Annotated in this window: 27 protein-coding genes and 1 tRNA gene; 20 read left to right on the forward strand and 8 right to left on the reverse strand. The window is 69.5% G+C overall.

Annotation, left to right across the window (positions count from 1 at the left end; genetic code table 11):
- Nucleotides 1-9 precede the first annotated feature (9 nt).
- The 16 genes from AC4FS2_RS03960 (at nt 10) to AC4FS2_RS04035 (ending at nt 17,305) form a co-directional block, all read left to right on the forward strand.
- Nucleotides 10-186, forward strand: coding sequence for a hypothetical protein (locus tag AC4FS2_RS03960; RefSeq protein ID WP_491153341.1), 177 nt, complete (start codon nt 10-12; stop codon nt 184-186).
- Entirely contained in the window at nt 183-983 is an 801-nt protein-coding gene (locus tag AC4FS2_RS03965; RefSeq protein ID WP_491153340.1) for a TlyA family RNA methyltransferase, read from the forward strand. Before AC4FS2_RS03960 ends, AC4FS2_RS03965 begins: the two co-directional genes overlap by 4 nt.
- Nucleotides 980-1,900, forward strand: coding sequence for an NAD kinase (locus AC4FS2_RS03970; protein ID WP_491153339.1), 921 nt, complete (start codon nt 980-982; stop codon nt 1,898-1,900). Before AC4FS2_RS03965 ends, AC4FS2_RS03970 begins: the two co-directional genes overlap by 4 nt.
- On the forward strand, nt 1,897-3,588 hold the full coding sequence (gene recN / locus AC4FS2_RS03975) for a DNA repair protein RecN (RefSeq protein ID WP_491153338.1): 1,692 nt from the start codon (nt 1,897-1,899) through the stop codon (nt 3,586-3,588). Before AC4FS2_RS03970 ends, recN begins: the two co-directional genes overlap by 4 nt.
- A complete protein-coding gene (locus AC4FS2_RS03980) occupies nt 3,585-6,407 on the forward strand; it encodes a hypothetical protein (RefSeq protein WP_491153337.1) in 2,823 nt (940 codons plus the stop codon). Before recN ends, AC4FS2_RS03980 begins: the two co-directional genes overlap by 4 nt.
- 95 nt (nt 6,408-6,502) lie before the next feature.
- Complete coding sequence (gene pyrG / locus AC4FS2_RS03985) at nt 6,503-8,191, forward strand: CTP synthase (RefSeq protein WP_491155654.1); 1,689 nt, start codon at nt 6,503-6,505, stop codon at nt 8,189-8,191.
- Nucleotides 8,175-8,786 carry an NUDIX domain-containing protein gene (locus AC4FS2_RS03990; protein WP_491153336.1) on the forward strand — a complete coding sequence of 204 codons (612 nt, stop codon included), beginning with the start codon at nt 8,175-8,177 and terminating at the stop codon, nt 8,784-8,786. The genes pyrG and AC4FS2_RS03990 overlap by 17 nt, the downstream gene beginning before the upstream one ends.
- Before the next feature lies 1 nt (nt 8,787).
- On the forward strand, nt 8,788-9,711 hold the full coding sequence (gene xerD, locus AC4FS2_RS03995) for a site-specific tyrosine recombinase XerD (protein WP_491153335.1): 924 nt from the start codon (nt 8,788-8,790) through the stop codon (nt 9,709-9,711).
- Between the two features lie 58 nt (nt 9,712-9,769).
- Nucleotides 9,770-10,684 (forward strand): ParA family protein, encoded by a 915-nt coding sequence (locus AC4FS2_RS04000; RefSeq protein ID WP_491153334.1) that lies wholly within the window; start codon nt 9,770-9,772, stop codon nt 10,682-10,684.
- A complete protein-coding gene (locus AC4FS2_RS04005; RefSeq protein WP_491153333.1) occupies nt 10,668-11,492 on the forward strand; it encodes a segregation and condensation protein A in 825 nt (274 codons plus the stop codon). Before AC4FS2_RS04000 ends, AC4FS2_RS04005 begins: the two co-directional genes overlap by 17 nt.
- Nucleotides 11,482-12,135, forward strand: coding sequence for an SMC-Scp complex subunit ScpB (gene scpB / locus AC4FS2_RS04010; protein ID WP_491153332.1), 654 nt, complete (start codon nt 11,482-11,484; stop codon nt 12,133-12,135). Before AC4FS2_RS04005 ends, scpB begins: the two co-directional genes overlap by 11 nt.
- Entirely contained in the window at nt 12,132-12,899 is a 768-nt protein-coding gene (locus AC4FS2_RS04015) for a pseudouridine synthase (protein WP_491153331.1), read from the forward strand. The genes scpB and AC4FS2_RS04015 overlap by 4 nt, the downstream gene beginning before the upstream one ends.
- The gene (locus AC4FS2_RS04020) at nt 12,896-14,026 is read left to right on the forward strand and encodes a prephenate dehydrogenase (protein WP_491153330.1); all 1,131 of its coding nucleotides are present in this window, start codon (nt 12,896-12,898) and stop codon (nt 14,024-14,026) included. Before AC4FS2_RS04015 ends, AC4FS2_RS04020 begins: the two co-directional genes overlap by 4 nt.
- A complete protein-coding gene (cmk, locus tag AC4FS2_RS04025) occupies nt 14,019-14,702 on the forward strand; it encodes a (d)CMP kinase (protein ID WP_491153329.1) in 684 nt (227 codons plus the stop codon). Before AC4FS2_RS04020 ends, cmk begins: the two co-directional genes overlap by 8 nt.
- On the forward strand, nt 14,692-16,215 hold the full coding sequence (gene der, locus AC4FS2_RS04030; RefSeq protein WP_491153328.1) for a ribosome biogenesis GTPase Der: 1,524 nt from the start codon (nt 14,692-14,694) through the stop codon (nt 16,213-16,215). The genes cmk and der overlap by 11 nt, the downstream gene beginning before the upstream one ends.
- Nucleotides 16,216-16,405: 190 nt before the next feature.
- Nucleotides 16,406-17,305 carry an NUDIX domain-containing protein gene (locus AC4FS2_RS04035; protein WP_491153327.1) on the forward strand — a complete coding sequence of 300 codons (900 nt, stop codon included), beginning with the start codon at nt 16,406-16,408 and terminating at the stop codon, nt 17,303-17,305.
- A gap of 3 nt (nt 17,306-17,308) precedes the next feature.
- Here AC4FS2_RS04035 and AC4FS2_RS04040 read toward each other — a convergent pair whose 3' ends face one another.
- Nucleotides 17,309-17,677, reverse strand: a complete 369-nt coding sequence (locus tag AC4FS2_RS04040) for an RNA-binding S4 domain-containing protein (protein ID WP_491153326.1) — start codon at nt 17,675-17,677, stop codon at nt 17,309-17,311.
- A 49-nt stretch (nt 17,678-17,726) separates the two neighbouring features.
- Entirely contained in the window at nt 17,727-18,572 is an 846-nt protein-coding gene (locus AC4FS2_RS04045) for a GNAT family N-acetyltransferase (RefSeq protein ID WP_491153325.1), read from the reverse strand.
- Nucleotides 18,573-18,647: 75 nt separating this feature from the next.
- Between AC4FS2_RS04045 and AC4FS2_RS04050 the strand changes: the two genes are divergently transcribed.
- Entirely contained in the window at nt 18,648-19,820 is a 1,173-nt protein-coding gene (locus AC4FS2_RS04050; protein WP_491153324.1) for a low temperature requirement protein A, read from the forward strand.
- On the opposite strand, the gene AC4FS2_RS04055 is transcribed toward AC4FS2_RS04050, so the two are convergent.
- Nucleotides 19,804-20,385 (reverse strand): GNAT family N-acetyltransferase, encoded by a 582-nt coding sequence (locus tag AC4FS2_RS04055; RefSeq protein ID WP_491153323.1) that lies wholly within the window; start codon nt 20,383-20,385, stop codon nt 19,804-19,806. The two genes, AC4FS2_RS04050 and AC4FS2_RS04055, sit on opposite strands and share 17 nt — an antisense overlap.
- A 41-nt stretch (nt 20,386-20,426) precedes the next feature.
- Nucleotides 20,427-21,842, reverse strand: coding sequence for an HNH endonuclease (locus AC4FS2_RS04060; protein ID WP_491153322.1), 1,416 nt, complete (start codon nt 21,840-21,842; stop codon nt 20,427-20,429).
- A gap of 138 nt (nt 21,843-21,980) precedes the next feature.
- Between AC4FS2_RS04060 and AC4FS2_RS04065 the strand changes: the two genes are divergently transcribed.
- Nucleotides 21,981-22,054, forward strand: a tRNA-Pro gene (locus tag AC4FS2_RS04065).
- Nucleotides 22,055-22,167: 113 nt separating this feature from the next.
- On the opposite strand, the gene AC4FS2_RS04070 is transcribed toward AC4FS2_RS04065, so the two are convergent.
- Nucleotides 22,168-22,527: an aromatic ring-opening dioxygenase LigA gene (locus AC4FS2_RS04070; protein WP_491155652.1), complete on the reverse strand. Its 360-nt coding sequence runs from the start codon at nt 22,525-22,527 to the stop codon at nt 22,168-22,170.
- Nucleotides 22,528-22,803: 276 nt separating this feature from the next.
- Nucleotides 22,804-23,526, reverse strand: a complete 723-nt coding sequence (locus AC4FS2_RS04075) for an SDR family oxidoreductase (protein ID WP_491153321.1) — start codon at nt 23,524-23,526, stop codon at nt 22,804-22,806.
- A 111-nt stretch (nt 23,527-23,637) separates the two neighbouring features.
- Between AC4FS2_RS04075 and AC4FS2_RS04080 the strand changes: the two genes are divergently transcribed.
- Nucleotides 23,638-24,090: a MerR family transcriptional regulator gene (locus AC4FS2_RS04080; protein ID WP_491176374.1), complete on the forward strand. Its 453-nt coding sequence runs from the start codon at nt 23,638-23,640 to the stop codon at nt 24,088-24,090.
- A gap of 77 nt (nt 24,091-24,167) precedes the next feature.
- Here AC4FS2_RS04080 and AC4FS2_RS04085 read toward each other — a convergent pair whose 3' ends face one another.
- Both AC4FS2_RS04085 and AC4FS2_RS04090 read right to left on the reverse strand, forming a co-directional pair.
- Nucleotides 24,168-24,716: a GNAT family N-acetyltransferase gene (locus tag AC4FS2_RS04085; protein ID WP_491153319.1), complete on the reverse strand. Its 549-nt coding sequence runs from the start codon at nt 24,714-24,716 to the stop codon at nt 24,168-24,170.
- Nucleotides 24,717-24,858: 142 nt separating this feature from the next.
- The gene (locus AC4FS2_RS04090; protein ID WP_491153318.1) at nt 24,859-25,320 is read right to left on the reverse strand and encodes a MarR family winged helix-turn-helix transcriptional regulator; all 462 of its coding nucleotides are present in this window, start codon (nt 25,318-25,320) and stop codon (nt 24,859-24,861) included.
- Nucleotides 25,321-25,423: 103 nt separating this feature from the next.
- On the opposite strand from AC4FS2_RS04090, the gene AC4FS2_RS04095 reads away from it, so the two are divergent.
- Nucleotides 25,424-26,437, forward strand: coding sequence for an LLM class flavin-dependent oxidoreductase (locus tag AC4FS2_RS04095; protein ID WP_491153317.1), 1,014 nt, complete (start codon nt 25,424-25,426; stop codon nt 26,435-26,437).
- Nucleotides 26,438-26,471: the final 34 nt, after the last annotated feature.

Below are 26,471 nucleotides of genomic sequence, written 5' to 3' on the forward strand. Positions count from 1 at the left end.
GATAGCGGCATGTCCGAGCCCGATGACGCCGCGACCGGCGATGAGGAAGGCGAACTGATCAGCCGTCTCCGGGTGATCGAGTCCCAGCCCCTCGCCGAGCGCGCCGCCGCCTACGCTGCGCTGCACGACGAACTCGCGCACCGTCTCGAGTCCGGACCGACCGCCGACGGCGGACCGCGCGGATGACACCGCGCCTCGACGCGGCGATGGCCGGGCGGGGGCTCGCGCGTTCACGAACTCAGGCCGCGCAGCTCATCACAGCCGGATCCGTGAGTGTCGACGGACGCCCGGTGGTGAAGCCCTCGACGCCTGTGCCGGACGACGCGCGCATCGAGGTGCTGGCGCCCGACTCGTACGTCAGTCGCGCGGCGCACAAGCTTCTCGCCGGACTCGACGCATTCGGCATCGAGGTGAGCGGGCGACTGGCCCTCGACCTCGGTGCGTCCACCGGCGGATTCACGCAGGTGCTGCGCGAGCGCGGGGCTTCGCCCGTCCTCGCCGTCGACGTCGGCCACGGGCAGCTCGCCCCGCAGGTGGCGGCGGACCCCGGCGTCATCGCTGTCGAGGGGTACAACGTGCGATACATGGATGCGGCGAGCCTCGCCGCCGCGACGGGCGTCGCCGCGGCGCCCACCGTCGTGACCGGCGACTTGTCTTTCATCTCCCTGACCCACGTGCTTCCGGCGGTGGCGGCGGTCGCCGCCCCCGAGGCCGACATCGTGGTGCTGGTCAAGCCGCAGTTCGAAGTAGGGCGCACCGCGGTGAAAGGCGGACTGGTCACCGACCCTGCGCTGCGGGTCGATGCCGTCACCAGCGTCCTGTGGTCGGCGTGGGACGTCGGGCTGAAAACCGCGGGTGTCATCGCGTCGCCGGTGGTGGGCACCCACGGTAATCGCGAGTTCGTCGTGCATCTGGCGACGGGTCGGGGAAGCGATCCGTCAGAATGGACGAGCACCCTGAACGAAGTGGCCGGTACCCGATGAATTCGAGCGAACGCAGCATCCTTGTCGTGGTGCACTCCCGGCGGGACGACACGGTCGAAGCGGCGCGTCGGGTGCTGTCGGAACTGCGCTCGGCCGGCGCACGCCCCGTCTTCTCCGTCGACGACCGCGCCGTGCTGGACGGTCTGCTGGACTTCGACGGGGCCGGCACACTCGGCGTCGACGTCCCGCTGGATGACGTCGAACTGGCGATCGTCCTCGGCGGCGACGGCACCATCCTGCGCGCTGCCGAACTGGTGCGCGGGGGGACGGCGCCGGTGCTCGGCATCAACCTCGGCCATGTCGGGTTCCTGGCCGAGATCGAACGGGACGACATGGACGACGCCGTCCGCCGCGTCATCGCCCGCGACTATCGCGTCGAGGAGCGCCTCGCTCTGGCGGTCCGGGTGAAGGATGCCGCGAACAACGTCATCTACGAGACCTGGGCGCTGAACGAGGCGACCGTGGAAAAGGCCAGCCGGGAGCGCATGCTCGAGGTGGTCATGGAGGTCGACGGGCGTCCCCTTTCGTCCTTCGGATGCGATGGAGTGGTCGTGGCCTCGCCGACAGGGTCGACCGCCTACAACTTCTCCGCCGGTGGGCCGGTCATCTGGCCGAACGTGGAGGCGATCGCGGTCGTCCCACTGTCGGCGCACGCGCTGTTCGCACGACCCCTCGTGGTCGACCCGGACACTTCCGTGGCGATCGAGGTCCTCGAGCGTACGAGCGGTGGGGGGATCCTCTGGTGCGATGGACGGCGGTCGCACGATCTGCCGCCCGGAGCGCGGGTGATCGTGCGTCGCTCCAGCCGCCCGGTGCGGCTGGCGCGTCTGCATCCCGCTGCCTTCACCGACCGGCTCGTCCGCAAGTTCCGCCTGCCCGTCGAAGGGTGGCGCGGCCCGGACGGGGCCCCTTCGTGATCGAGCAGATGCGCCTGCGCGACCTCGGCGTGATCGCCGACGCGACCCTGCCCATCGGCGCCGGGTTCACCGCGATCACGGGTGAGACCGGCGCCGGAAAGACCATGGTGGTCACCGGTCTCGGGCTGCTTCTCGGACAGCGAGCGGACTCGGGTGCCGTGCGCTCCGGCGCGAGCCAGGCCTCGGTGGAAGGGGTGTGGGTCGTCCCAGAGGAGGGCGCTGTGGCCGATCGCGTCCGCGAGGCAGGTGGCGACATCGAGCCTCTGGGCGACGGCCGGGCGGAACTGTATCTCGGGCGGACGGTCTCGAGCGAGGGGCGGGGGCGCGCGACCGTCGGCGGACGCACGGCGCCGGCCGGCGTGCTCGCCGACCTCGCCGACGACCTCGTCGTCGTGCACGGGCAGTCCGATCAGCTGCGGTTGCGCTCATCCGTCGCACAGCGCGACGCGCTTGATCGCTTCGGAGGCGCGCCGATCGCACGAGCGCTCGGCACGTATCGGGCCGCGTTCGAACGGTGGCGCGCGCTGGACGAGCAGCTGTCGATGATCGAGAACGATCGCGATGCCCGCGCCCGGGAAGCCGAAGAGCTGCGCGCGCGCCTCGCCGAAATCGAAGCGGCCGCGCCGGTCGCGGGCGAGGAGGCGCAGCTTGCCGCGCGCGCCGAACGTCTGGCGAACGCCGAGGAGTTGCGCCTGGCCGCCGTCACCGCTCACGAGGCGCTCTCCTCCGACAGCGACGCCCCGGACGTCACAGCGCTGCTCGCCGATGCCCGCCGGGCGCTCGAGCGGGGAGGGGATGCGGCGCTGCGCGAGCTGGCCGACCAGATCGCCGAGCTCGGCTACCGCGTCACCGATATCGCCGCGGCGCTGTCGGGCTACCTCGCCGATCTCGACGAGACAGGTCCGCATGAGCTCGCGGCCGTCGAGGAACGTCGCGCGCTGCTGGCCGGCCTCGCCCGGGTCCATGGCAGCGTGGACGCCGCCATGGAACTGCTGGAGTCGGGCTCCGCCCGTCTGGCGGAGCTCGATGACGATTCGGACCGCGTGGAGCGGCTGTCGGTGGAACGCGACGAGGCGGCCGGCAGCCTGGATGACGCGGCGGCGACGTTGACGGCCGTGCGCACCGACGCCGCGGCGCGCCTCGGGGCGGCCGTCACCGAGGAGCTCCACGCCCTCGCCCTTCCCGACGCGAAGCTCACGGTCGCGGTCGCTCCCGGTGTGGCGTCCGCGTCCGGGCGCGACGAGGTGACGATCCTCCTCGCCCCGCATCCGGGCGCCGACCCGCGACCTGTTGCCCGGGGAGCATCCGGGGGAGAGCTCAGCCGCGTCATGCTCGCGATCGAAGTCGTACTGGCCGGGGTCGACCCTGTCCCCACGTTCGTGTTCGATGAGGTGGATGCGGGGATCGGCGGTGCCGCGGCGATCGAGGTCGGGCGCCGGCTGGCACGGTTGGCCGAGACCTCGCAGGTGATCGCCGTCACCCACCTTGCACAGGTCGCGGCGTTCGCCGGCAACCACCTGTCGGTCGTGAAGGGCACGGACGGCGCGGTCACCGCTTCCAGCGTCCGCCGCCTGGAGGGACCCCAGCGCGAGGCGGAGATGGCCCGGCTGCTGTCGGGGATGCCCGACTCGGAGGCCGCGCTCACGCACGCTCGCGAGCTGCTGGACGCCGGGCGCTCCCCGCGGTGACCCCGGACGCTGCTGAGCCGCCGGCCGAGGACGAGCCCGCTCCCGCCGACGCCGTTCATATCGCGACCCGCCGTCCGACCCCGCTGTACCGACGGCTCGCCCGCTCACTGCTGTGGCTCGAGGCGCGCGCACGGGCTCGGGGGCCGCTCGGAATCCGGCTCACGAACCTCGGGGTGTGGCTCCTCGTTGCCGGGTCCGGACTGATTCTGCTGACCGGACCCGTGATCAACGAGCCGCGCGACCTCGACGACATCACGGCGGCGGCCTCGGAGGCGACAGATCGCTGGATCGCCCGTGGGTTCGACGTGGCCTTCGAGGTGGAGCGCACGGACGAGGGGCGGATGCTGCTGCACGTCGAGGAGCGCATCGACGCGGTGTTCCCCGACGGAGTCGCAGAATCCGGGATCAGCCGGACCATCGCCTCCCACTATGAGGGACACGATCTGCTTCCGGAGGTGACCGGTGCCGAAATCGACGGCGTGCCGACGGAGCTCGAGATCGACCGGAAAGCCACGACCGCGACCCTGCGATGGGACACGGGGAAGGTCCTCGACGGTGCGCACCGATTCGTGGTGCGCTACACCCTGTCCGACGTCGCCTACCGCTCCCTCGACGAATCGACGGGCCGGATGCAGAACGTGCTGGAGTGGGACGTGTTCGGTCCCGCCTCCCCGCAGGGGGTTGCCCGCACGTCGGCCACCGTTGTCCTGCCGCGGGAAGTGGATGAAGCGCTCGAGCGCTCGCCGCGGGCAGCCGTGGCATGGACGCTGCTGTCGGATGCGACGAGCCTGAGCCCCGACAGCGAAACGTCGGACTCGGTGACGTATCTCGTCGAGAACGACCAGAATCTGCCGCCGTATGCGCAGTTCTGGTTCACGTTCCGCTTCGCGGACGGCACCTTCGCGATGCCCGACCCGTCGCCGCTGTACTGGGTGCTCGTCGTCGGGCCGTTCGTGCCGCTCCTGCTGCTCGCGGTCGGCCTGCTGTTCGCGCTGGCGGCCAGAGCAGTGGTGTGGAACGACGAGCGCGGCCGCGCGTGGTACGTCGCCCAATACGAGCCAGACCCCGAGGTGCCCGCCCCCGTCGCATCCCGGCTGATGCGTCAGGTGCTCACGGCGCCGCTCGTCCAGGCCCTCGATGACCGGCGCCGCTCGCGCGGGCCGTGGTCCGCCGTCGGGCGCATCGCATGGCGGACCGGACGGCCGGGCAACATCGTGGCCGCGTGGCGCGCCTACCTCATGGCGCCGGCGTGGTCGGCCCAATACCGCTCCGGGCTCCGCCGCGTCCCGCGAGGCATCGTGCGCGACGTGTTCGTCGGCGCCGCTCTCGGCCTCGCTCTGCTGCAGCTCGGGGTCGTGCGTCAGCTGTCGCACCAGATCCCGCTGAGCGTCTACTGGTGGCCAGTCCTGATCGTGGCTGCCAACCTTCTCCTTGCCGCCGTGGTCCTGCTCGTGGTCCTCTCTGCCCGCCCGCTCACCCGCGCCGGCGCCTTGGCGAAGGAGCACCTGCTGGGGTTGCGGCTGTATCTCGAGCAGACGCAGTCGGCACAGCGCATCACGCTGCGTGACGAGCTCCTTCCGTACGTCGTGATGTTCTCCCCACCGCGCCGGGCCGGTGCTCTCGTCTGGGGGCTGCTGGGCGAGCGCGGTCATCGTGACGCGCGCGTGGCCGCCGGGTTCCTTTCCATCCCGCGGCTGCTGCTGCGCGCTGTGGCCGTGCTCAGCGTCGCAGGCTCCCTCGGGCTGGCCTACCTCGTTCCGTCCCCGTCGGAACGCGATCGCCCAGAAGACCTCGCGTACTCCGGCGATCTGCCGGGCGGGCGCGGGTGGGTGGTCACCGATTTCGCCGCCGATGCGGAGCTGGAACGGACGGAAGCCGGCGCGGCGGTCGTCGCCGTCACCGAGACCCTCTCGGTTTTCGTCGACGACGGCCGCGACCACCTGCCGCAGCTGATGCGGCAGTGGCGCGATGTCGTCGCGGGGCATGACATGGCGCTGGACGTATCGGCGGTCACCGTCGACGGAGAACCCGTGCCCTTCGCGGTTCGCCGCGCGCAGGGCATGGCCTTCTTCCAGACCGCGCTCACCGACGAATGGGGCGGCGAGCATGTCGTGGAGATCCGCTACGTGGTCGCGGATGCTGCGGCCGCGGTCCAGCACGACGGACAGTGGCGCGAGCAGGTGTTGTGGACGGCCCTGAACGAGGGGTGGGAGGCGGCGTGGTCGTGGCAGGACACCCCGATTCTGCGGGCATCGGTGACGGTGCGTGTGCCGGCGGCGCTCGCCGAGGAGACCGAGGCGGCCACAGGCTGGCTCGCCGGCCAGACCCGCGGGAAGACCGACGTGCGCGCGCTGCCGCCCGGGCGCTCGGCCGGGGACGTCGTCGTCTACCGATGGCAACTGACCCCGGAGCCGGACGGGTACTGGGGCACCGAGGCCGACGAGGACGTCGGCATCCGGATGCTGTTCCCGGAGGGGACGTTCGCGGATGTGGATCGCGGCTCCTGGTGGGCGGCGGAGACATGGCGTCTCGCCCCCACGGTGCTCGCGCTCGCCCTGTCGGTCATCGCCGCCGGAGTGGCCCTGTACGGATTGATGCTGCGCGGCGGAGGCTCGGAACGGCTGAAACGCGCCGGTCTGGTGCGCGACCTCGTGCGGTGGATCCCCCCGTGGTTCACTGCCGCGGCCGTGGTGCTGTTCGTATGGCGGACGATCGACGCGGTGGAGGAAGACCCCATCCTTCCGCTCCTCGGTATCCCCGCCGCAATCGCGCTGGCCCTCACCATCTGGAACGCCCGCGTCACGCGTTCGAGACCGTGAGGCCCCTCGGATGCTGGCAGACTGCAGGGGAACCGATTCCGCGCGCGCCGCAGCGGAGCATCCCCGACAGCCGGCTGATAGGATTGAAGCCCGTGATGCAGACTTCAGACGCGGGACATCCAGACGACACCACCAAGCACATTTTCGTGACGGGCGGTGTCGTTTCGTCTCTCGGTAAGGGCCTGACGGCGGCCAGCCTGGGCAACCTTCTCACGGCCCGCGGTCTCCGCGTGGTGATGCAGAAACTCGACCCGTACTTGAATGTCGACCCGGGCACGATGAACCCGTTCCAGCACGGTGAGGTCTTCGTGACCGACGACGGTGCCGAGACCGATCTCGACATCGGACACTACGAGCGCTTCCTCGATATCGAGCTCAGCCAGGCGGCCAACGTCACCACCGGACAGATCTATTCGCAGGTCATCGCCCGGGAGCGCCGGGGCGAGTACCTGGGCGACACCGTGCAGGTCATCCCGCACATCACCGACGAGATCAAGCGCCGCATGCGGCTGCAGGCGACGGAGGAACCCCGCCCCGACGTGATCATCACCGAAATCGGCGGAACCGTCGGCGACATCGAGTCGCAGCCGTTCATCGAGTCCGCTCGGCAGATCCGTCACGAGCTGGGTCGCAACAACGTCTTCTTCGTCCACGTGTCGCTCGTGCCGTTCATGGGGGCCTCCGGGGAGCAGAAGACCAAGCCCACGCAGCACTCCGTAGCCACGCTCCGCTCGATCGGCATCCAGCCCGATGCACTCGTCCTGCGCAGCGATCGACCCGTCACCGAGTCGAACAAGCGCAAGATCGCGCTCATGTGCGACGTCGACGAGGACGCGGTGGTCAACGCCGTCGACGTGCCGAGCATCTACGACATCCCCTCGATGCTGCACGAGCAGGGTCTGGACGATTACATCGTCCGCTCCCTCGGGCTCGGCAAGGCGGCGGACGTCGACTGGTCGCGGTGGGAGCGGGTTCTTCGCGCCGTGCACAACCCCAAGCACGAGGTGACCATCGGGCTGGTGGGCAAGTACATCGACCTGCCTGATGCGTATCTCTCGGTGACCGAGGCGCTGAAGGCGGGCGGGTTCGGCGAGGAGACGCACGTCAACATCACGTGGATCCCCTCCGACCTGTGCGAGACGCCCGAGGGCGCGGAGAAAGCACTCGGATCCTTGGATGGCATCGTGATCCCCGGCGGGTTCGGCATCCGCGGTATCGAGGGCAAGCTCGGGGCGCTGCGCTTCGCCCGCGAGCAGGGCATCCCGACGCTCGGCATCTGTCTGGGACTGCAGTGCATCGTCATCGAGTACGCCCGGAACGTCGCGGGCATCGAGGACGCCTCCTCGAGCGAATTCGACCCGGACAGCCCGAACCCGGTCATCGCGACGATGGCGGAGCAGGTCGACATCCTCGACCGTGGCGACCTCGGCGGCACGATGCGCCTCGGTCTGTACCCTGCCGACCTCCTCGACGGCTCCATCGCGGAAGAGGTCTACGGCGCACCGCGCGTGTCGGAACGGCACCGTCACCGCTACGAGGTCAACAACGCCTACCGCGATCAGCTCGCCGAGGCGGGGCTGGTCTTCTCCGGCGTCAATCCCGACCTCGGTCTCGTCGAATACGTCGAGCTGCCGCGCGACGTACACCCGTACTACATCGCGACGCAGGCGCACCCCGAACTGCGCTCGCGTCCGACGGAGCCGCATCCGCTCTTCCGCGGTCTCATCGGCGCCGCGCTGGAGCGCCACCGCGCCAGCGAGCTCTTCGATGTCGAGCAGGCCTGACGTGGGGAGCGGCACGCTGCGTGACGAGCCCCTCGACCCCGAAGTGCTCGCCAGCGAGATCGTCTACCGCGGTGCGGTCTGGGATGTGCGGGCCGACACCGTGCGGTACGGGGACGGCGAGATCCAGCGCCAGTACGTCGAACATCCCGGGGCCGCAGCGATCGTGGCGATCGACGACGATGAGCAGGTCGTGCTCATCCAGCAGTATCGTCACCCTTTGCGCCTGCGCGACTGGGAGGTGCCCGCCGGTCTTCTGGACGTCGCGGGGGAGCCCCCATTGGAGACGGCGAAGCGCGAGCTGGCCGAGGAGGTGGACCTCGTCGCCGATCGCTGGCAGTTGCTCGCGTCGCTGCGCACGAGTCCCGGCGGCAACGACGAGGTCGTGCACCTGTTCCTGGCGCGCGGGCTGTCGGATGCGCCCGAGAAGTTCGCCCGCGCCGAGGAGGAGGCAGACATGCGTGTCGCACGCATCCCCCTGGCCGATGCGATCTCGGGGGTGCTCGAAGGGCGTCTGACCAACGGCATCCTCGCGACCGGGGTGCTCGCGGCTGCCGAGGTGCTCCGCCGCGAGGCGGGGGACCCCACCGGGCGATGACGTGCGCCTGTCCCGTGCGGTCGACGCGTATCTGAGGCACATCTCGCTCGAGCGCGGGCTCTCCGACCACACCGCCGAGGCTTACCGGCGTGACCTCGCCGGATACGTCGAATGGCTCACCGCGCACGGGGTCGACGACACGGATGCGGTCACCCCTGCCATGGTGACGGAGTTCGCTGCGGAGCGGGCCTCGGCGCAGCCGCCGCCGGCGGCATCCAGCATCGCGCGGCTCCAATCGTCGGTGCGGGGCCTGCACCGCTTCCTCACGCGCGAGGGCATCGCCGCCGACGACCCCTCGGGCCGGTTGCGGCCGCCCAAGGCCGCGCAGCGACTCCCCAAGGCGCTGACGATCGACCAGGTCACGCAGCTGCTGGATGCCTCGGGCCCGGCGCCCGAGGATGCCGCGCCGGGTGACCTCGCCGGCATCCGCGACCGCGCGCTCCTGGAATTGCTCTATGCGACGGGTGCACGCGTCTCGGAGATCATCCAGCTGGACGTCGACGACCTCGCACACGGAGATGTGCTGCGCGTGCGCGGCAAAGGCTCGAAGGAGCGGATCGTGCCGGTGGGTTCCTACGCCCGCGCAGCCGTGGACGCCTATCTCACGCGCGTGCGGCCCGAGCTGTCACGCCGCGGGCCGGCGACTCCTCGGCTGTTCCTCGGCCTCCGCGGAGCCCCGCTCTCCCGGCAGAGCGCCTGGCTCGTCCTGCAGCAGGCCGCGGGGCGCGCGGAACTGACCGCCCACGTCTCGCCGCACACACTCCGGCACTCGTTCGCGACCCACCTGCTGCAGGGTGGCGCGGACGTGCGGGTCGTCCAGGAACTGCTCGGCCACGCCTCCGTGGCGACCACGCAGATCTACACGCACGTGAGCGTCGACGCGCTCCGCGACGTCTACGCCACGTCGCATCCCCGCGCCCGCTGACGACGTGCCGCGCGCATCCCGGGACCGGGACGGGCGGCGGGTAGAATCAACACACGACATGGCAAGGTCAGGAGAGTCGGTGGCGGGCAGCGCGACAACGGGCAAGGCGAAAGCCGCAGTAAGTCGGGACGAGGTCATCCTCGGCCCGACCGGTCGCCCCTATCACGGCTTCCCCACGCCCCCGAAGCTCGACGGGCACGGCCCGGCACGCATCATCGCCCTCTGCAACCAGAAGGGCGGCGTCGGCAAGACCACGACGACCATCAACCTCGCCGCGGCGTTGGCCGGCTACGGCCGCAAGGTGCTCGCTATCGACTTCGACCCGCAGGGTGCACTCTCGGCGGGCCTGGGGATCCAGACCCACGACATCCCGACGATCTACGACCTGCTGCTGGACACCAAGCGCGATCCGCGTGACACGATCGTGCACACCTCGGTCGAGGGGCTGGACGTCATTCCGGCGAACATCGATCTGTCGGCGGCCGAAGTGCACCTGGTCAACGAAGTGGCGCGCGAGACGATTCTGGCGCGGGTGCTCCGCCATGTCGCTCCCGACTACGACGTCATCCTCATCGACTGCCAGCCGTCGCTGGGCCTTCTGACGGTCAACGCCCTGACGGCGAGCCACGGCGTGGTCATCCCGCTCGAGTGCGAGTTCTTCGCGCTGCGCGGCGTCGCGCTTCTCGTCGAGACGATCGACAAGGTGCGCGACCGGCTGAATCCCGCCATCATGCTCGACGGTGTCCTCGCCACCATGTACGACCCCCGCACGCTCCACTCCCGCGAGGTTCTCGAGAGAGTGGTCGAGGCCTTCGGCGATGACGTCCTAGAGACGGTCATCGGCCGCACCGTGAAGTTCCCCGACGCGTCGGTGTCGGGCGTGCCGATCACCGAATTCGCCCCCGAGCACGCGGCCGCCCAGGCGTACCTCCGCCTGGCGCGGGAGCTGGTCGCCCGTGGCGCCGTCGCCTGACCAGGATGCGCCGACGAGCGAGCACGACGACGGTTTTCGCGTCTCGCTCCCCGTCTTCGACGGACCGTTCGACCTGCTGCTGACGCTCATCTCGCAGCGCGAACTCGACATCACCGAGGTCGCCCTCAGCGCTGTCACCGATGAGTTCATCGCCTACCTGCGTGCGCTCGGACCTGATGCTCACCTCGACGAGGCATCCGAATTCCTCGTGGTCGCCGCCACCCTGCTCGACATGAAGGTCGCGGGACTCCTCCCGCAGGGTGAGCTGGTGGATGCGGAGTCCGTCGCGCTGCTCGAAGCCCGTGACCTCCTGTTCGCCCGTCTGCTGCAGTACCGCGCGTTCAAGCAGGTGTCCGGCTGGCTCGGTGAGCGTCTGCAGGCCGAAGACCGCCGCCATGTGCGCGCGGTGCGGCTGGACGAGAAGTACCGCAACGCCGCGCCTGACCTCGTGTGGACGCTGAGTGCGGACGACTTCGCGGCGCTCGCCCTCCTCGCCTTCGCCCCCAAGGAGATCCCGCACGTCGGACTCGATCACCTGCACGCGCCGCTCGTGAGCATCCGCGAGCAGGCCGCCGTCGTCGTGACGCTGTTGCGCGGCGCGGGAGCCCTGTCGTTTCGTGACCTCATCGCGGGTGTCACGCAGACCGGCGTGGTCGTCGCACGATTCCTGTCCGTGCTCGAGCTGTACCGCCATGCTGCGCTGTCGTTCGAGCAACTCGAACCGCTGGGCGAGCTCACCCTCCGATGGACCGCCGAACGGTGGTCTGAGGAGAACCTCGCAACCCTGGGAGCCGACTATGACCGATGACCCTTCGTCTCGCCCTCCGGGCTCGCTCAGGGACCGGGAGGTCGCTCCGAGCTCGCTCGGGGACCGGGAGGAGGCTCCGGTCGCCGAGGGATCCGTTGCGCGGCGGCTGGAGGCGATTCTGCTCATCGTCGAAGAGCCGCAGAGCCTGGTGAGTCTGGCAGCGGCCGTCGGGGCTCCCGTCGCCGCGGTCCGCCAGGCGATCGAATCGCTCGTCGACGACTATGACGGACGTGCCGGCGGCCCGCGACGCGGCTTCGAGCTGCGCGAGGTCGGCGGGGGATGGCGGATGTACGTGCGCGCGGAGCACGATGACCTGGTGACGGAGTTCGTCAACACCCAGGCACCGTCGCGCCTGTCGCAGGCAGCGCTGGAGACCCTCGCGGTGATCGCCTACAAGCAACCGGTCACGCGCGGGCAGGTGGCCTCCATCCGGGCGGTGAACGTCGACTCGGTCGTGCGCACACTTCTGGCGCGCGGGCTCATCACCGAGGTCTTCACCGACCCGGAAACCGGGGCGATCAACTACGGGACGACCGACGCGCTCCTGGCGAACCTCGGCATAAACTCCCTCGACGAGCTGCCGCACATCTCTCCGCTGCTCGATGACGGTTCCGACGGATTCGACATCGAGGGCGTGCGATGAGCGACCCGCGGGGCACCGAGGGGGTCCGGCTGCAGAAGGCCCTCGCAAACGCCGGCGTCGCATCGCGCCGTGTCTCGGAGCAACTCATCGTCGAAGGACGCGTGCGCGTCAACGGAACGGTGGTCACGGAGCTCGGGAGCCGCGTCGATCCGGAGGTCGACCTCATCGATGTCGACGGTGTCGCCGTGCAGCTCGATACCGACAAGCGCTACGTCATGCTCAACAAACCCACCGGCGTCGTCAGCACGATGAAGGACGAACGCGGCCGCCCCGATCTGCGCCCGTTCACCGAAGAGTGGAGCGAGCGACTGTACAACGTGGGCCGCTTGGATGCGGACACCAGCGGGCTCCTCGTGCTCACCAACGATGGCGACCTGGCACATGTGCTCGCCCACCCCTCGTTCGGGGTGACGAAGGTGTACATCGCCAAGGTCGAGGGACGCGTCACCGCTCAGACCATCGCGCGTCTGACCCGCGGAATCGAGCTGGAGGACGGCCCCATCGCTGCGGACAAGGCGCGGCTGCTGGATGCGTCGGGGGAGTCGAGCCTGGTGGAGTTGACGTTGCACTCGGGTCGCAACCGCATCGTGCGGCGCATGATGGCCGAGGTCGGGCATCCCGTCGTCGAGTTGGTCCGCCGGCAATTCGGCCCGCTGCACCTGGGAACCCTCCCGGTTGGGCGGGCACGTGAGTTGACTAAGCTGGAACGTGGTGCGCTGCTGACCCTCTCGCGTCGCGAGAGCGCACCGGACGACACCCCGTGAGCGATTCAGAGACTTCTTCCGCGCGCGCGGCCGCACCGCTGGCCCCGCGTGTTCGAGGGACGGTGCGCATCGTCGGAGCGGGGTTGCTGGGAGCGAGCATCGGGCATGCGCTCACCGCCCGCGGCGTGGACGTCGTCCTGGATGACGCCTCTCCCGCGCAGCTGCGGCTCGCCGTGGACTACGGGGCCGGACGCCAGGCCCGCGCCGACGACGCTCCCACGCTCATCGTCGTGGCCGTGCCGCCGGACGTCACGGCCGAGGTCATCGCCCGCGAACTCGCCGCGCACCCCGGCGCTGTCGTGACCGACGTCGCGAGCGTCAAACTCGAGCCGCTGCGCGCGCTCCGCGCCCGGGGAATCGACCTGACGCACTACATCGGTTCGCACCCCCTCGCCGGCCGCGAGCGCGGGGGCGCGATTTCCGCGCGCGCCGATCTGTTCATGGGCCGACCGTGGGTCGTGTGCCGTGACGGCGAGACGTCGGCCGAAGACCTGGCGCTCGTGGAGAGCCTCGCCCTGGATGTGGGCGCCGTCCCGGTGGAGATGTCGCCGGAGGAGCACGACCGTTCGGTCGCTCTCGTCTCGCACGTTCCGCAGCTGGTGGCGAGCCTGCTCGCCGGCCGTTTCGTCGACGCGCCGGGCTCCGCGCTGGGCCTTGCCGGTCAGGGCGTCCGCGACACCACACGGATCGCCGCATCCGCCCCCGAACTGTGGGTGCAGATTCTCGGTGCCAACGCCGCGCCGGTCGTCGACGTCCTCGACGCGCTGGCCACCGATCTCGCCGCGGTCGCCGAGGCGCTGCGCGCACCGGATGCTCCGGGGGCACGCCGCGCGGTGGCCGACACCATCCGCCGAGGCAACGACGGCGTGGAACGGCTCCCCGGTAAGCACGGCCAGAACCGGCGCTTCGACTCGTTCGTCGTGATGGTCGATGACACCGCAGGACAGCTCGGGCGCCTGTTCGGCGAACTCGGAGAGCTCGACGTGAACGTCGAAGACCTCCGCCTCGAGCATTCGCCCGGAGCGCAGTTCGGCCTCGCCGAGATCAGCGTGGAGCCCGACGCCGTCCGCCGCGCCACCGAAGGACTGACCGCGCGCGGTTGGCGGATTGCGAGCACGAATGACTGAGCCGACGATCATTGCCGTCGACGGTCCCGCGGGCAGCGGCAAGTCGAGTGTTTCCAAAGAAGCCGCACGACGGCTGGGCTTCGGGTACCTCGACACCGGCGCCGCCTACCGGGCGTTGGCGTGGCATGCCCTCGAGCACCACGCCGACACGTCCGATTCATCGGCGGTGCTGGACGTCTTCGGCGATTTCGACTTCGCCATCTCGCTGGACCCCGACGATTATTGGGTGCGCGTGGCCGGCCACGACGTGACAGCGGCCATCCGCGAGCCGCGGGTCACCGATGCCGTCAGCGGCGTGGCGCGCATCGCCGCCGTCCGGCACGCGGTGAATATCATCTTCCGCCAGCTCGTCGCGGACTCTGATCGTCCCGGTGTCGTCGTCGAAGGCCGTGACATCACCACGGTCGTCGCGCCCGACGCCGCCGTGCGGATCCTCCTGACGGCGGCGCCCGAGATCCGCGCGGCGCGGCGCAGCGCCGAATTGACCACCCAGGATGCGGCATCGGTGGCCGCCGCGCTGCATAGGCGCGACGCATCCGACTCCGCCGTTGTCGACTTCCTCACCGCCGCCCCCGGCGTCGAGGTCGTCGACTCGAGCGACCTGGATTTCACACAGACCGTCGACGCCGTTCTTGCGGTCGTCGCACGCACGAGGGGAGCCCTCGATGGGCGCTGAAGACGAATACGAAGGCGGGCCTGACCAGCTCGTCGAGAAGATGCAGACGCTTGACGACACGCTCGCCGAGCAGCGTGCGGCCGCCCTGCGTGCCGGGCTCGACGACTTCGACCTGGACGAGGACGACGCAGCGCTTCTCGCCGGTCTGGCCGAGGACGGCGACGGCATCGAGTACCTCCCGGCGCTGCCGGTGGTGGCGATCGTCGGACGCCCGAACGTGGGCAAGTCGGCGCTGGTCAACCGGATCCTCGGCCGCCGCGAAGCGGTCGTCGAAGACACCCCGGGTGTCACGCGCGACCGGGTGACGTACAAAGCCGAATGGCTGGACCGCCGCTTCTCGCTCGTCGACACCGGCGGGTGGGAACCGGACGCCCGGGGCATCGACCGTTCGGTCGCGCTGCAGGCGGAGGTGGCGATCGAACTCGCCGACGTGGTGCTGTTCGTCGTGGACGCACGGGTGGGGGCGACCTCGACCGATGAGCACGTCGTGAAGCTTCTCCGCCGCAGCGGCAAGCCCGTCTTCCTCGTGGCGAACAAGATCGACGACGCCCGCCTGGAACCGGAAGCGGCGGCGCTGTGGAATCTCGGACTGGGGGAGCCGTACCCCGTGTCGGCGATCCACGGACGCGGGGTCGCGGACCTCCTCGACGCGCTCATGAAGGTGCTTCCCGAGGTGTCCGCCGTCGCCAAGCACGAGATCGGCGGCCCACGCCGCGTCGCGATCCTCGGGCGTCCCAACGTCGGCAAGTCCTCGCTGCTGAACAAGGCAGCCGGTGAGGAGCGCGTGGTCGTCAACGAACTCGCCGGCACGACGCGCGACCCCGTGGATGAGGTCGTGGAGCTCGGTGGCAAGCTCTGGCGGTTCGTCGACACGGCCGGCATCCGCCGACGGGTGCACCTGCAGCAGGGTGCGGACTTCTACGCTTCGCTGCGCACCGCGACCGCGCTGGAGAAAGCCGAGGTCGCGGTGGTCGTCCTCGACATCTCCCAGTCGCTCAGCGAGCAGGACGTACGGATCATCGACCTGGTCCTGGAGTCGGGGCGCGCGCTCGTCCTCGCCTTCAACAAGTGGGACCTGCTGAACACGCCCGAGCTCGAGAACGCCGACCGCCGCCGCTACCTGGAGCGCGAGATCGAGCAAGACCTCGCCCACGTGGCATGGGCACCGCGGGTGAACATCTCCGCGCGCACCGGCCGGCACCTGGACAGGCTCGTCCCGGCTTTGGAGACGGCGCTGGAGTCGTGGGATCAGCGCATCCCCACCGGCAAGTTCAACGCCTTCCTCGCCGCGCTCGTGGCCGAGCACCCGCATCCCCTCCGCGGCGGCAAGCAGCCCCGCATCCTGTTCGGCACGCAGGCCGCCACGCGGCCGCCCACGTTCGTGCTCTTCACGACCGGCTTCCTCGACCCGGGCTATCGCCGCTTCATCCAGCGTCGCCTGCGCGAGATCTACGGCTTCGAGGGAACGCCGATCGTCCTGAACATGCGCATCCGCGAGAAGCGCCAGCGCTGATCCACGCGGTCGACTCGCCACAATCCGTCGCATTCTCGCGCGAGACTCCGCGTTTTGTGGCGAGTCGACCGGGGAGCGGGCTGGGACCGAGAGGACTGTTCCGTCGAGTCGCCAGCATCCGTTGTGTTTTTCGCTGCCACGCCGTGGATGTCGGCGACTCGACCCGAGAGCGCTGTGACAGGCTGGGAGCGTGACTATCGAGCCGCCCCGTCCCGGTGAACCGCGCCGTCCCGCGGGGCCGCGCGATCCCGGTGATGCGTGGGTGGTTGCCGACTCGGGGGAGCGGTATTGGGGGCGGTTCGGCGCCGCGGGACTTCTCGCCGTCGACCCGGACAGAGGCGTGCTTCTGCAGCACCGCGTGTCGTGGAGTCACTTCGGCGATACGTGGGGGCTGCCGGGAGGCGCCCGGCACGAGTGGGAGTCGGCGGGCGACGCTGCCCTCCGAGAAGCGGCCGAGGAGGCCGGGGTTCCGCCCGGCGCCGTCATGCCGCGCCTGGTGAGCGTGCTCGACCTGGACGTCTGGACGTACACCACCCTCGTGGGTGACGTCATCGAGCCGTTCGAACCGGTGATCAGCGATCCGGAGAGCCGCGCGCTGGCGTGGGTGCCCATCGACGAGGTGGATGCTCTCCCGCTGCATCCGGGATTCGCCGCATCATGGCCGGCCCTGCGCGGTGTGCTCGACACGTATCCGACCATCGTGGTCGATGTCGCAAACGTGGTGGGGTCGGTTCCCGATGGCTGGTGGCGCGACCGTGCCGGAGCCGCCGAACGCCTGCTCGAACGCCTCGGACGGCTCGCTGCCACGGGCGTCGCCGCCGACGCGATCGGGTTCGCCGGCACTCGTTGGTTCCCCGGGATCGTGGCCATCGTGGAGGGCGCTGCCCGCAGCGCCGCAAGGGATGTAACCGGAATCACCGTCGCGTCGGCCCCGGGCGAGGGCGACGACGAGATCGTCGCGCAGACCGCGGCGTTGCCGCATCCGGATCAGGCGATCGTCGTCACGAGCGATCGCGGCCTGCGCCAGCGCGTGGAATCGGTCGGTGCGTCCACCCGCGGCGCGGGCTGGCTCCTCGACCTGCTCGACTGAGGTTCACGACCCGCGCAGGCGGTCGATCTCGCGGCGCTCGCGTTTCGTGGGCCTGCCCGCGCCGCGGTCCCGCACTGCGAAGGAGGGAATGCTCTCGCGCGGCGGCGGGGGAGGCGTGCGATCCTCGACCGCAAGGGCAGCCTGCGGAGCGCCCACACGCTTGGCGATCGGTTCACGAACAACCAGGGTGCGGTCGAACCCGGCGACGCGCACGCGCAACTCGTCGCCGGGCCGTACCTGCACTGAGGCCTTGGCGCGCTCACCGTTGACGCGCACATGCCCCGCTCGGCATGCCGCCGTGGCGATCGACCGCGTCTTGTAGATGCGCACCGCCCACAGCCATGCGTCGACGCGGGCCGCACCGGCGGTCATGGCGCCGCCGTCGGCACCAGCAGCACGGCACCGCGGTCGATGAACCCGGTCACGCCTCGGTGTCGGGCGCGTCGTTCGGTCGCTCCCACACCCAGTTGTCGCGCTCGTACAGCACCTCGAAGCCGGAGCGCACCATGTTGTTGAGCGACGGGTTGCCTCCCTCGGTCTCGGGTACCCACGTTTCGGCGATTGCCAGCTCGCAGCCGGCCTCTCGTGCGGCCACCGCGCGGGCAGCGATGAGTGCCGTCTGAGCGCCTCTCCGCTGATACTCCGGCAGCGTAGCGGCCCCGTACATGTGCGCAGTGGAACTGCCTACCGCGACAGTGGCAGAGGCGATCATCCGGTCGCCATCGAACGCGCCGAAGCCGAGGAGCGCGCCCGAGCGGACCGGGGCGCTGTACACCGCGTCCACGACCTCGTCGGACCAGCCGAACGCGCCGCCGAGAAGGCGCGAACCCTCATCGACTTCGTCCTCTCGTAGCTGTCGAACCGGCGGACCGGAGGAGGATGCGGTGAACTGCCGTAGCTCCAGCCCGAGTTTGTACCAGGCGCTTGATCGGCGCAGTCGGTGGTGCTCGGCGATGCCCGCCCAGTCGTCGGTGAGCAGCTCGGGGACGACTTGGATCCTCGCGACGTCTGCCGTCCCCTGGGCCAGAATCTGGATGGCAGCATCAGTCGCCTCGGGCGTGGCGGGTTCGAACAGACCGAGACCGATCACCCGGTTCCAGAATCCGCCCGGATCAGCGCCGAGAGAGGTGACTGCCACTCCGCTCGGCAGTCGGACGGCCGTCATGCCGAGGGAGGTCCTCGTCTGGGCTGTGCCGGAGCCCAGGAGGGTGAGCAGTGTGTCGATCTCGCGGATCTCTGCGGTGGTGATCGTCGTCAGGCTAGACATTGCTTCATTTTATGTGCCGTCAGGGCGCGCGGATCGGACCGGACGACGCGCCGGAACACCGCCATACTCGGAGCCATGACGGATGCGCTGGTGCGAGGCGGACTGCGACGGATGATCTCGCGCGACCGCTCGGAGCCGTACCGGACATCGTCGCCGCTCGAGCTCCTTTTCGATCTCACCTTCGTCGTGGCGGTCTCCCAAGCCTCCAGCAATCTGCATCACCTCATCGCCGAGGGTCGCATCGGAGACGGCGTGGTGGCGTACCTCCTCGTCTTCTTCGCCGTGTGGTGGGCGTGGATGAACTTCACCTGGTTCGCCTCGGCGTTCGACATCGACGACTGGCTGTACCGCGTGCTCACCATCGTGCAGATGGGGGGCGTGCTCGTGCTCGCGGCGGGTGTGCACGATGCGATGGTCGAAGCTGACTTCACTTTCGTGACGTGGGGATATGTCGTGATGCGCCTGGCGATGGTGGCGCAGTGGGTGCGGGCCGCTCTCTCCGATCCGGGCGCTCGGCCCACCGCCGTGCGGATGGCCATCGGCATCGCCGGCGTGCAGCTGCTGTGGGTCGGTCGCCTCCTGCTGGACGATGAGCCGGGGTTCTGGGCATTCCTGGCCCTCGTGCTTGCGGAGCTTGCCGTGCCGGTATGGGCGGAGCTACGCGGGCGTACGCACTGGCATCCGCAGCACATCGCCGAGCGGTTCGGGCTGTTCACGCTGCTCCTGCTGGGCGAGAGCCTGCTCGCATCGTCGAGTGCGATGATCGACGCGCTCAGCGAAGGCGAGCACGTGCCGCAGCTGCTGTGGCTGGCCGCATCGGGTCTCGTGATCACCGCCGCGATCTGGTGGCTCTACTTCGCCCGCGAGCAGCACACCGGCTTGCGGGGGCTGCGGCGCGGCTTCACTTTCGGCTATGTCCACTACGTCATCTTCGGCGCGGTGGGAGCGGTGTCTGCCGGGGTCGAGGTGGAGATCGATCGGGTGACCGGGCACACCGAGATCAGCGCGGTCGCCGCCGGGCTGACGCTGACCGCTCCGCTCGCCGTGTTCCTCCTCTGTGCGTGGGCGCTCCTGCTGCGCGGGCGGGTGGCGGGCTGGGTGTCGGCGGTCGCGGTGGCCGGCGCGGTGCTGGTGACCGGGGCAGGGCTTCTTCCGGCGGGGGAGTATGTGGCAGCGGCCGTCGTGATGACCGGGGTGGTGGTGGCCGTGGAGATGGATGCGGCGCGCCGAGTCACTCACGGAGGGTGAGCGACACGAGGGCTCGGTCGTCGCTGGGTTGCGCAACGACGTCGAAGCCGGCCTCGGTGAAGACCGACAGGACGCCGCGGTAGAGGTCGTTGGACGGCCGCTTCTTCACGGTGGGGTCGAACGGGTAGGCCTCCACGACTCGGGCGCCGGCGCTTCGCGCGTAGGCGACGGCGGCATCCAGGAGTTGACGCATGAGGCCCGCGCCGCGGTGTTCTTTGCGGATCGCGAAGCAGGACACCGCCCACACGGACGGGTCATCCAGGGGCTCGGGGGTGTGTGCGATGAGCATCCGCGTGCGGAGGAGACGTGGTTGTGCGGTGCGTGGCCCGACGCGCACCCAGCCCGCCGGGGCGCCATTGACGTAAGCGACAAGACCGGGGGAGGGTTCCTTCGTCATCTCGACGCGGAGCAGGTCGACCAACTGTTCCTGTGTGGTGTCGCGGAACTCGGCCGCCGGAATCGTCCACCATTGGCACTGGCAGGTCGGGCCGTCGCCACCGCCGGTCAGGGCGTGCTCGGCATCGTCGAAACGGTCGGCGGTCGCAGGGAGGATCTCGATGCTCATGCCGGAAGGGTAGTCCCGGGCGCCGACACGGGCGATCGGCCTCATGCGGCGAGGATGAAGGCGAGGGGATCGAAGCGTCTTCGCCCGCCCAGGCGTGGCGTGCGGTCGGGATCGATGTGGGCGGGTGGGATGAACCAGACGACGCCGGCGGATGGCGGGGAACCCGCCGGGGTTTCGACGCGGATCTCCCACGCGTCCGTGTGTACCCGGTGGTGGCATGCCGTGCACAGGAGGATCCCGTTGTCGAGATCGGTGGGTCCGTCGTCTCGCAGCCACCAGAGGATGTGGTGGGCTTCGGCGTAAGCGGGAGGAAGGTGGCAGAACGCGCATCCGCCGTCGCGTTCGACGAGTGCTCGGCGTTGCGCCTTCGTGAAGTGCCGTCGGCTTCGCCCGAAGTCGAGGACCTCGCTGTTCGTTCCGAGGACGCAGGGGATGATGTTCGCCGCCGCCGCGAGACGGCGGGCGGCTCCTGCGTCGATGGGTTGTTCGATCCCGTCGATCGTCGCGATGCCGGTGCCCGTGGTGAGGTGATCGAGATCCATGCGCACGATGACCGATGCCGACGGCCCGGGGACGACGTTGGAGTCGCATCCGATCGCGTGCCGGCAGATCGCCGCCAGCGCGTCGGCGCGTAGCTGCGGCAGCGATCGGGACTCCGCGGCCACCGGCGCGGAACCGTCCTCGAGAACGACCCCGTCCGGGGTGTTGTGGCCACGGGACGTCCGCAGTTGTGCCGTGACGATCGCATCGATCGCGGCGACCACGGGGGCTGCGCTCTCCGGGTCGAGCCGCGCGGTCAGCACGGTCATACCTGAGGCGTCGTGCCCGATCTTCAACGACCGTTCGCCGTGCATCTCGTCGGTGGCCGGCTCGAGCCCGTCAGGGTCGAGGTGGGCCTCCGCGCGGCGCAGCACGGCTTGCAGTTCTTCGAGGGAGAGGAGTGGCGCCTGGCCGACCAGGGCTTGTTCGGCTTCGGCCAATGTGGCGGCGTCGACGCGGAGCGCGATGCGATCCAGCATCCCCGTGATCGCGGAGGCCGCTGCGACGCTGATCGCGCCGGTGCTGACCGAACGTGCGACGTCGGGATGCCGCGGGGGAGCCGATTCGCCCGAGATGAGGCTGCGTTCGCGGGTGGCCTCGCCGACCTGGATGAGCCGGACGGCGTCGCCGACGTGGCCACCGGTGGTCGCGGCGATCAGCTTGGCGGGAGAGCGGAATCCGGCCTGCCGGGCGAGGCCGTCCGTCCCGAGCTCCGGGCGCGACCTGGCCGCCATCTCGGCCGCGATCTGTGTGTGCAGGCCGTCGAGCTGGCGTCGGATCGCCGCGATCCGCTCGTTCATGTCGAGCAGATCCGCGGCAGTCATCGCGCGCGCATCGCCGTGGGCGGAACTCGCCGCGCTCCATGCCGCCCGCAGGGCGGTCATGGTCTCCAGGAGCGGGTCCACCGGGTTGTTCATGCCTCCATGGAATCACCAACCTCGGACATTGGTTCGAGGGTTCCGGAGTGCTGTGGACGAACAGTCGATGTGTCCGCCCCGCGTTCGCGGCGGCCGAACGGACCGGCTAGGATGGGGGAGTTGTCCGCTCGCGGGCATCGGGATGTGGCGCAGCTTGGTAGCGCACTTGACTGGGGGTCAAGGGGTCGCAGGTTCAAATCCTGTCATCCCGACCGGAAGAGGCCCGGAATCTCATAAGAGGTTCCGGGCCTTCCGTATGTCTGGAGGCGATGCTCCGAGACCGTGTGTGGTCGGATTGCTCGCCGGGTCCGCCGACCAGGTCCCGTCAGGAGCGAGTGCTGCTGAGTCTCATGACGGCCCAACCGAGCAGAGCGAAGACGAGGCCCGCGCCCATCGCGAACAGGGCCACGCCGAACGACACGACAGATGTGAAGAGCGATGCGCGCAGGAAGGAGGCGTTCATCACCGTGTCGCGAAGGGGGTCTTCCCGATCGAGCTCGGCGTACGTCTTGCCGTCGGCCATCTCCAAGGCATGCACGTTGATGATGTCTGCCTGTGCGAGCGCGGTCAGCGGGCCTTTCACCTCGTCGCCGGCGAAGAAGGAAGCGTCATCGGCAACGGTGATTTTCTGCTCGGCGAGTTGGGAGCTCACCACCCCCCACACCACCCCGCCGGTCACGATCATCACGATGCCGGCAAGGATCGCGAGCAAGCCGACCCACCAGATGAGGGTGCGCTTTCTCGACGTGCGGACTTCGTGGTCGGTGGTCGACTGGGTCATGATGCCTCCAGGGGGGCGGACGAGGGAATCCTCGTTCTTCGTGCAGCGTCTCACGAGCGGCCGCTCCCGGTTAGGGCCGCATGGCCCAATATGAGCCTGATCTCCACCACCCCCGGGCCGCCACCGCTCGGCGGCGCCTCGGGCGCGGATGCGGCGCCGCGAAGCCGTCCGGTGAGACGGCTAGACGCCGAGAAGCTCGGTGATCCTCGCGTAGAACGCGGCTTGGTCACCCGAGAGCGATCCCTTCACCATGGCGGTCCAGTCGTCGACGACGACCTCGATCGACCCCGCGGCCAGACCGTCGAGCGTCGCGCGCGCCACCTCGCGGGGGTGCATCAGCGGGCCCTCGTATCCGGCCATCATGTCGGTGTCCGCTGTGGCGAGGAGCACCCCCAGGACGTGCGTTTTCTGAGCGGCCAGCTCCAGGCGGACGGCGTTGGTCATGTTCCATGCGGCGGCCTTCCCTGCCGCGTAGGCGCCTGCGCCCGGCGCGGCGAACCAGGACATTGCGGAGAGGATGTTCACGATCGCTCCTCCGCCGTTGTCCGCCAGGATCGGGCTGAACGCGCGGATCGTGGCGAGCGTGCCCCAGAAGTGCGTGTCCATCTCGCGGCGGATCATGGTCAGATCGCCCGTGACGAGCGCAGTACCGGTGCTGATGCCGGCGTTGTTGATGAGAAGGGACACGTCCGGGGCGGCGTCCGCGGCAGCGACGATGGACTCATGGTCCAGCAGATCGAGACGCAGCGGCACCACCCGGGCGTCGTCGAAGTCGAGGCTCTCCGGCCGGCGAGCCGTCGCGTAGACCTTGCTCGCCCCGCGCTCGAGCAGTTCGAGAACGAACTGCCGGCCGATACCGCGGTTGGCGCCGGTGACGAGAGCGATCTGATGGGTGACGTTCATGTGCGGTGCTCCTGTGTACGTATTCGGTTCAGCGGCCGGGGTCGGCGCGCCGGCGGCTACGCTAATCCTTCACGTTGGCGTCAAGGTCAAGAGGCGGTCCGCGGAGGCGGGATGAGAGGGAGGGTGCACGTGCGCATCGGAGAGGTCGCGCGGAGGGCAGGCGTGAGCACCAGAGCCCTCCGCTACTACGAAGAGCAAGGCCTGCTCGCCTCGGCCCGCACCTTCAGTGGCCAGCGCACCTACCCCGACTCGGCCGTCGAACGCGTCCGCCTGATCCAGCAGCTCTTCACCGCAGGCCTGCCCAGTCGCACCATCCGCAAGCTCCTGCCCTGCATCGAAGCAGGGCACGCTTCTCCCGAAGCGCTCGAGCTGATGGCGGCCGAACGCAACCGGATCACCACAGCGATGGCCGACCTCGCCGCCGCGCGCGATGCTCTCGACCGCGCGATCGACATCGCGAACCATCCGACTCCCGAACACTGTCCCACCCTGCGCGAACCCGCCTGGACGCCCTACATCCCCGAACCCCGAGGGACGGCAACGCCCGCCGACGCGGCCGCGTGACCTGCAGGCATTCGTGCCTCGCCTCGGCATGAAGGGCGGGCGATCGCGAGGAGAATGCGGGTGCGCGGCGCCTTGGCCTACGCGGGGGAGCGCTCGTAGAACCGCCAGAGGTGCCGGAGGGCGGACGGGATGCCGGTCTCGTCGTACGGTGCCCGCTCGACGAAACCGCGGCATTCGTAGAGTCGGTGTGCGTCCCCCATGAAGCGGTTGCTGTCCAGCCGGATGATCTGCGCCTGGAAGTGGTCGCGGGAACCATCGAGTAGCCGATCCAGCATCCGAGATCCGAGGTGGGCGCCGCGGTACTCGGGACGCACGTCCCGAGATCCGAGGTGGGCGCCGCGGTACTCGGGACGCACGTACATCCGTTTGATCTCGACCACATCGGGATTCAGCGCCCGCACAGCTCCCACCCCGGCCGGCATTCCGTCGACCTCTGCCAGCGCGAGCAGCCCGCGGGGACGCCGGAAGCGGTGCAACGACGCGGGGGTGTCTTCCGCAGCGGCCTCCATGGAGAACCCGTACGTGCTCTCGAACGTCGCCAACGCCCAGGTCATGTACTCCGTCATGAGCATCAGCACCGAGGTGTCGTCCGAGGGGAGGGCTTCCCGGATATGCAGTTCGGCCACCCCTAATCCTGCCGCGATGTCCGGTTCCGGCGCCGACTCCGAGGCCTGAGCGCGCGGGCTTCCGCCCCCGGGAGGGGACCGCGCTCGTCACGCTGCGTGGCCCCGCGAAGCCGTCTGGTCAGACGTGGACCAGGCCTCGGTGTCAGCCGCGCGGCACTGTCCCACGGAGGTGCTCGGCGACGGGGCGGAGGATCTCGCCGAGCAACGCGAGCATGTCCGGAGGGATGTGGTCGAGCACCTGCTCCCGGATCTGATCCATGTGTCCGGCCGCGGCGGCGAGGAAGGTGCGGCGCCCGGCCTCGGTGAGAGTGACGTGCCGGTTCGTGCCGCGGCGTTCCCGAGTCACGAGCCCGCGCTCCGTCATGCGCGTGATGGTGTGGGAGAGGCGAGAGAGAGAGCCGGCCGTGATCGCGCTGAGCTCGTTCATCGGCGCGGAGTGGTCCGGTTGACGGTGCAGGGTCAGGAGCACGGCGTACTCGTAGTAGCCCAGACCCGCGTCGCGACGCAGTTGTTGCTCCATGACGGTGGGGAGGCACTGCGCGATGATGTGCAGCTGTGTCCACGCGGACTCTTCGTCGTGGCTCAATGGTGGCCTGTGGCTCATGCTTCCCCCTCCACGCCAATGTCGCACAGGTGACTTGATTGTTCAAGTTAGACGGCCTAGGTTCTACTTGAATGATCAAGTTGCGGGTGAATGAAGGAGTGGCGTGAAGAAGATCGGATTCCTCTCGTTCGGGTATTGGAGTCGGGGGATGGGCTCGCGTGTGAGATCGGCCGGTGAGTCGCTCTCGCAGTCTGTCGATCTCGCCGTCGCCGCCGAGGAGATCGGCATAAGGGGTGCCTACTTCCGGGTGCACCACTTCGCGGAACAGCAGTCCTCGCCCTTCCCGCTGCTGGCCACCATTGCCGCACGCACCAGGCAGCTCGATGTCGGGACCGGTGTCATCGACATGCGTTACGAGTCCCCGCTCTATTTCGCCGAGCAGGCAGCGTCTCTGGATCTGCTCTCCGGAGGGCGTGTGCAACTCGGCGTCGGACGCGGCTCGCCCGAGGCGGCCGACCGTGGCTATCGGCACTTCGGCCACGTTCCCGCAGCGGGTCAGGAGCCCGGGGAGATGGCGCGGGAGCACACGAAGCAGGCGCTTGCCGCCATCCGCGGGGCGGCGATCGCCGCCCCGAACCCGGAGCATGGCGCCGGCTCCGGCCGTCTGCCGGTGAGCCCACAGTCTTCGACCCTGCATGAGCGCGTTCAGTGGGGTGCCGGCAATCTCAACACGGCGCTCTGGGCGGCGGAACAGGGGTTGGGGCTCATGAGCTCGACACTGATCATCGATGAGAAGGGCATCCCGTTCAGCGAGCTCCAACTCGAACAGATCGAGGGTTTTCGGAATGCCTGGCGGAAGCACGGGTGGTCGTGGAGCCCCCGGGTCACCGTCGTCCGCAGCATCGTTCCGCTCGTAGACGAGGAGAGCCGGGCCTACTTCGGCACGAGCCTCGACCGGGACGAGGGGATCGGTGTTCTCAAGGGCACGGCCTACCGGTATGGCGCCTCATTCATCGGTGAGCCCGAAGATCTCGTCGAACGTCTCGGACACGATGTGGCACTGTCCGCAGCGGACACCGTTCTCGTCACTATTCCCAACCAGCTCGGCGTGGACTTCAACACTCGACAGCTCGCGGCTGTCCACGCCATCGGACGCGAGCTCGGGTGGCACGAGTGACCGGTCGCGCAGGGACACCTTTCACACTTCCTGC

This window comes from Microbacterium sp. Z10_103, assembly GCF_058310455.1.

Excerpts from the sequence above, each read along its gene's own strand:
- AC4FS2_RS03960 (WP_491153341.1), top strand. The coding sequence starts at position 10 with ATGTCCGAGCCCGATGACGCCGCGACCGGCGATGAGGAAGGCGAACTG.
- AC4FS2_RS03965 (WP_491153340.1), top strand. The coding sequence starts at position 183 with ATGACACCGCGCCTCGACGCGGCGATGGCCGGGCGGGGGCTCGCGCGT.
- AC4FS2_RS03970 (WP_491153339.1), top strand. The coding sequence starts at position 980 with ATGAATTCGAGCGAACGCAGCATCCTTGTCGTGGTGCACTCCCGGCGG.
- pyrG (WP_491155654.1), top strand. The coding sequence starts at position 6,503 with ATGCAGACTTCAGACGCGGGACATCCAGACGACACCACCAAGCACATT.
- AC4FS2_RS03990 (WP_491153336.1), top strand. The coding sequence starts at position 8,175 with ATGTCGAGCAGGCCTGACGTGGGGAGCGGCACGCTGCGTGACGAGCCC.
- AC4FS2_RS04000 (WP_491153334.1), top strand. The coding sequence starts at position 9,770 with ATGGCAAGGTCAGGAGAGTCGGTGGCGGGCAGCGCGACAACGGGCAAG.
- scpB (WP_491153332.1), top strand. The coding sequence starts at position 11,482 with ATGACCGATGACCCTTCGTCTCGCCCTCCGGGCTCGCTCAGGGACCGG.
- AC4FS2_RS04015 (WP_491153331.1), top strand. The coding sequence starts at position 12,132 with ATGAGCGACCCGCGGGGCACCGAGGGGGTCCGGCTGCAGAAGGCCCTC.
- cmk (WP_491153329.1), top strand. The coding sequence starts at position 14,019 with ATGACTGAGCCGACGATCATTGCCGTCGACGGTCCCGCGGGCAGCGGC.
- der (WP_491153328.1), top strand. The coding sequence starts at position 14,692 with ATGGGCGCTGAAGACGAATACGAAGGCGGGCCTGACCAGCTCGTCGAG.
- AC4FS2_RS04040 (WP_491153326.1), bottom strand. The coding sequence starts at position 17,677 with ATGACCGCCGGTGCGGCCCGCGTCGACGCATGGCTGTGGGCGGTGCGC.
- AC4FS2_RS04045 (WP_491153325.1), bottom strand. The coding sequence starts at position 18,572 with ATGTCTAGCCTGACGACGATCACCACCGCAGAGATCCGCGAGATCGAC.
- AC4FS2_RS04050 (WP_491153324.1), top strand. The coding sequence starts at position 18,648 with ATGACGGATGCGCTGGTGCGAGGCGGACTGCGACGGATGATCTCGCGC.
- AC4FS2_RS04055 (WP_491153323.1), bottom strand. The coding sequence starts at position 20,385 with ATGAGCATCGAGATCCTCCCTGCGACCGCCGACCGTTTCGACGATGCC.
- AC4FS2_RS04060 (WP_491153322.1), bottom strand. The coding sequence starts at position 21,842 with ATGAACAACCCGGTGGACCCGCTCCTGGAGACCATGACCGCCCTGCGG.
- AC4FS2_RS04070 (WP_491155652.1), bottom strand. The coding sequence starts at position 22,527 with ATGATCGTGACCGGCGGGGTGGTGTGGGGGGTGGTGAGCTCCCAACTC.
- AC4FS2_RS04075 (WP_491153321.1), bottom strand. The coding sequence starts at position 23,526 with ATGAACGTCACCCATCAGATCGCTCTCGTCACCGGCGCCAACCGCGGT.
- AC4FS2_RS04080 (WP_491176374.1), top strand. The coding sequence starts at position 23,638 with ATGAGAGGGAGGGTGCACGTGCGCATCGGAGAGGTCGCGCGGAGGGCA.
- AC4FS2_RS04090 (WP_491153318.1), bottom strand. The coding sequence starts at position 25,320 with ATGAGCCACAGGCCACCATTGAGCCACGACGAAGAGTCCGCGTGGACA.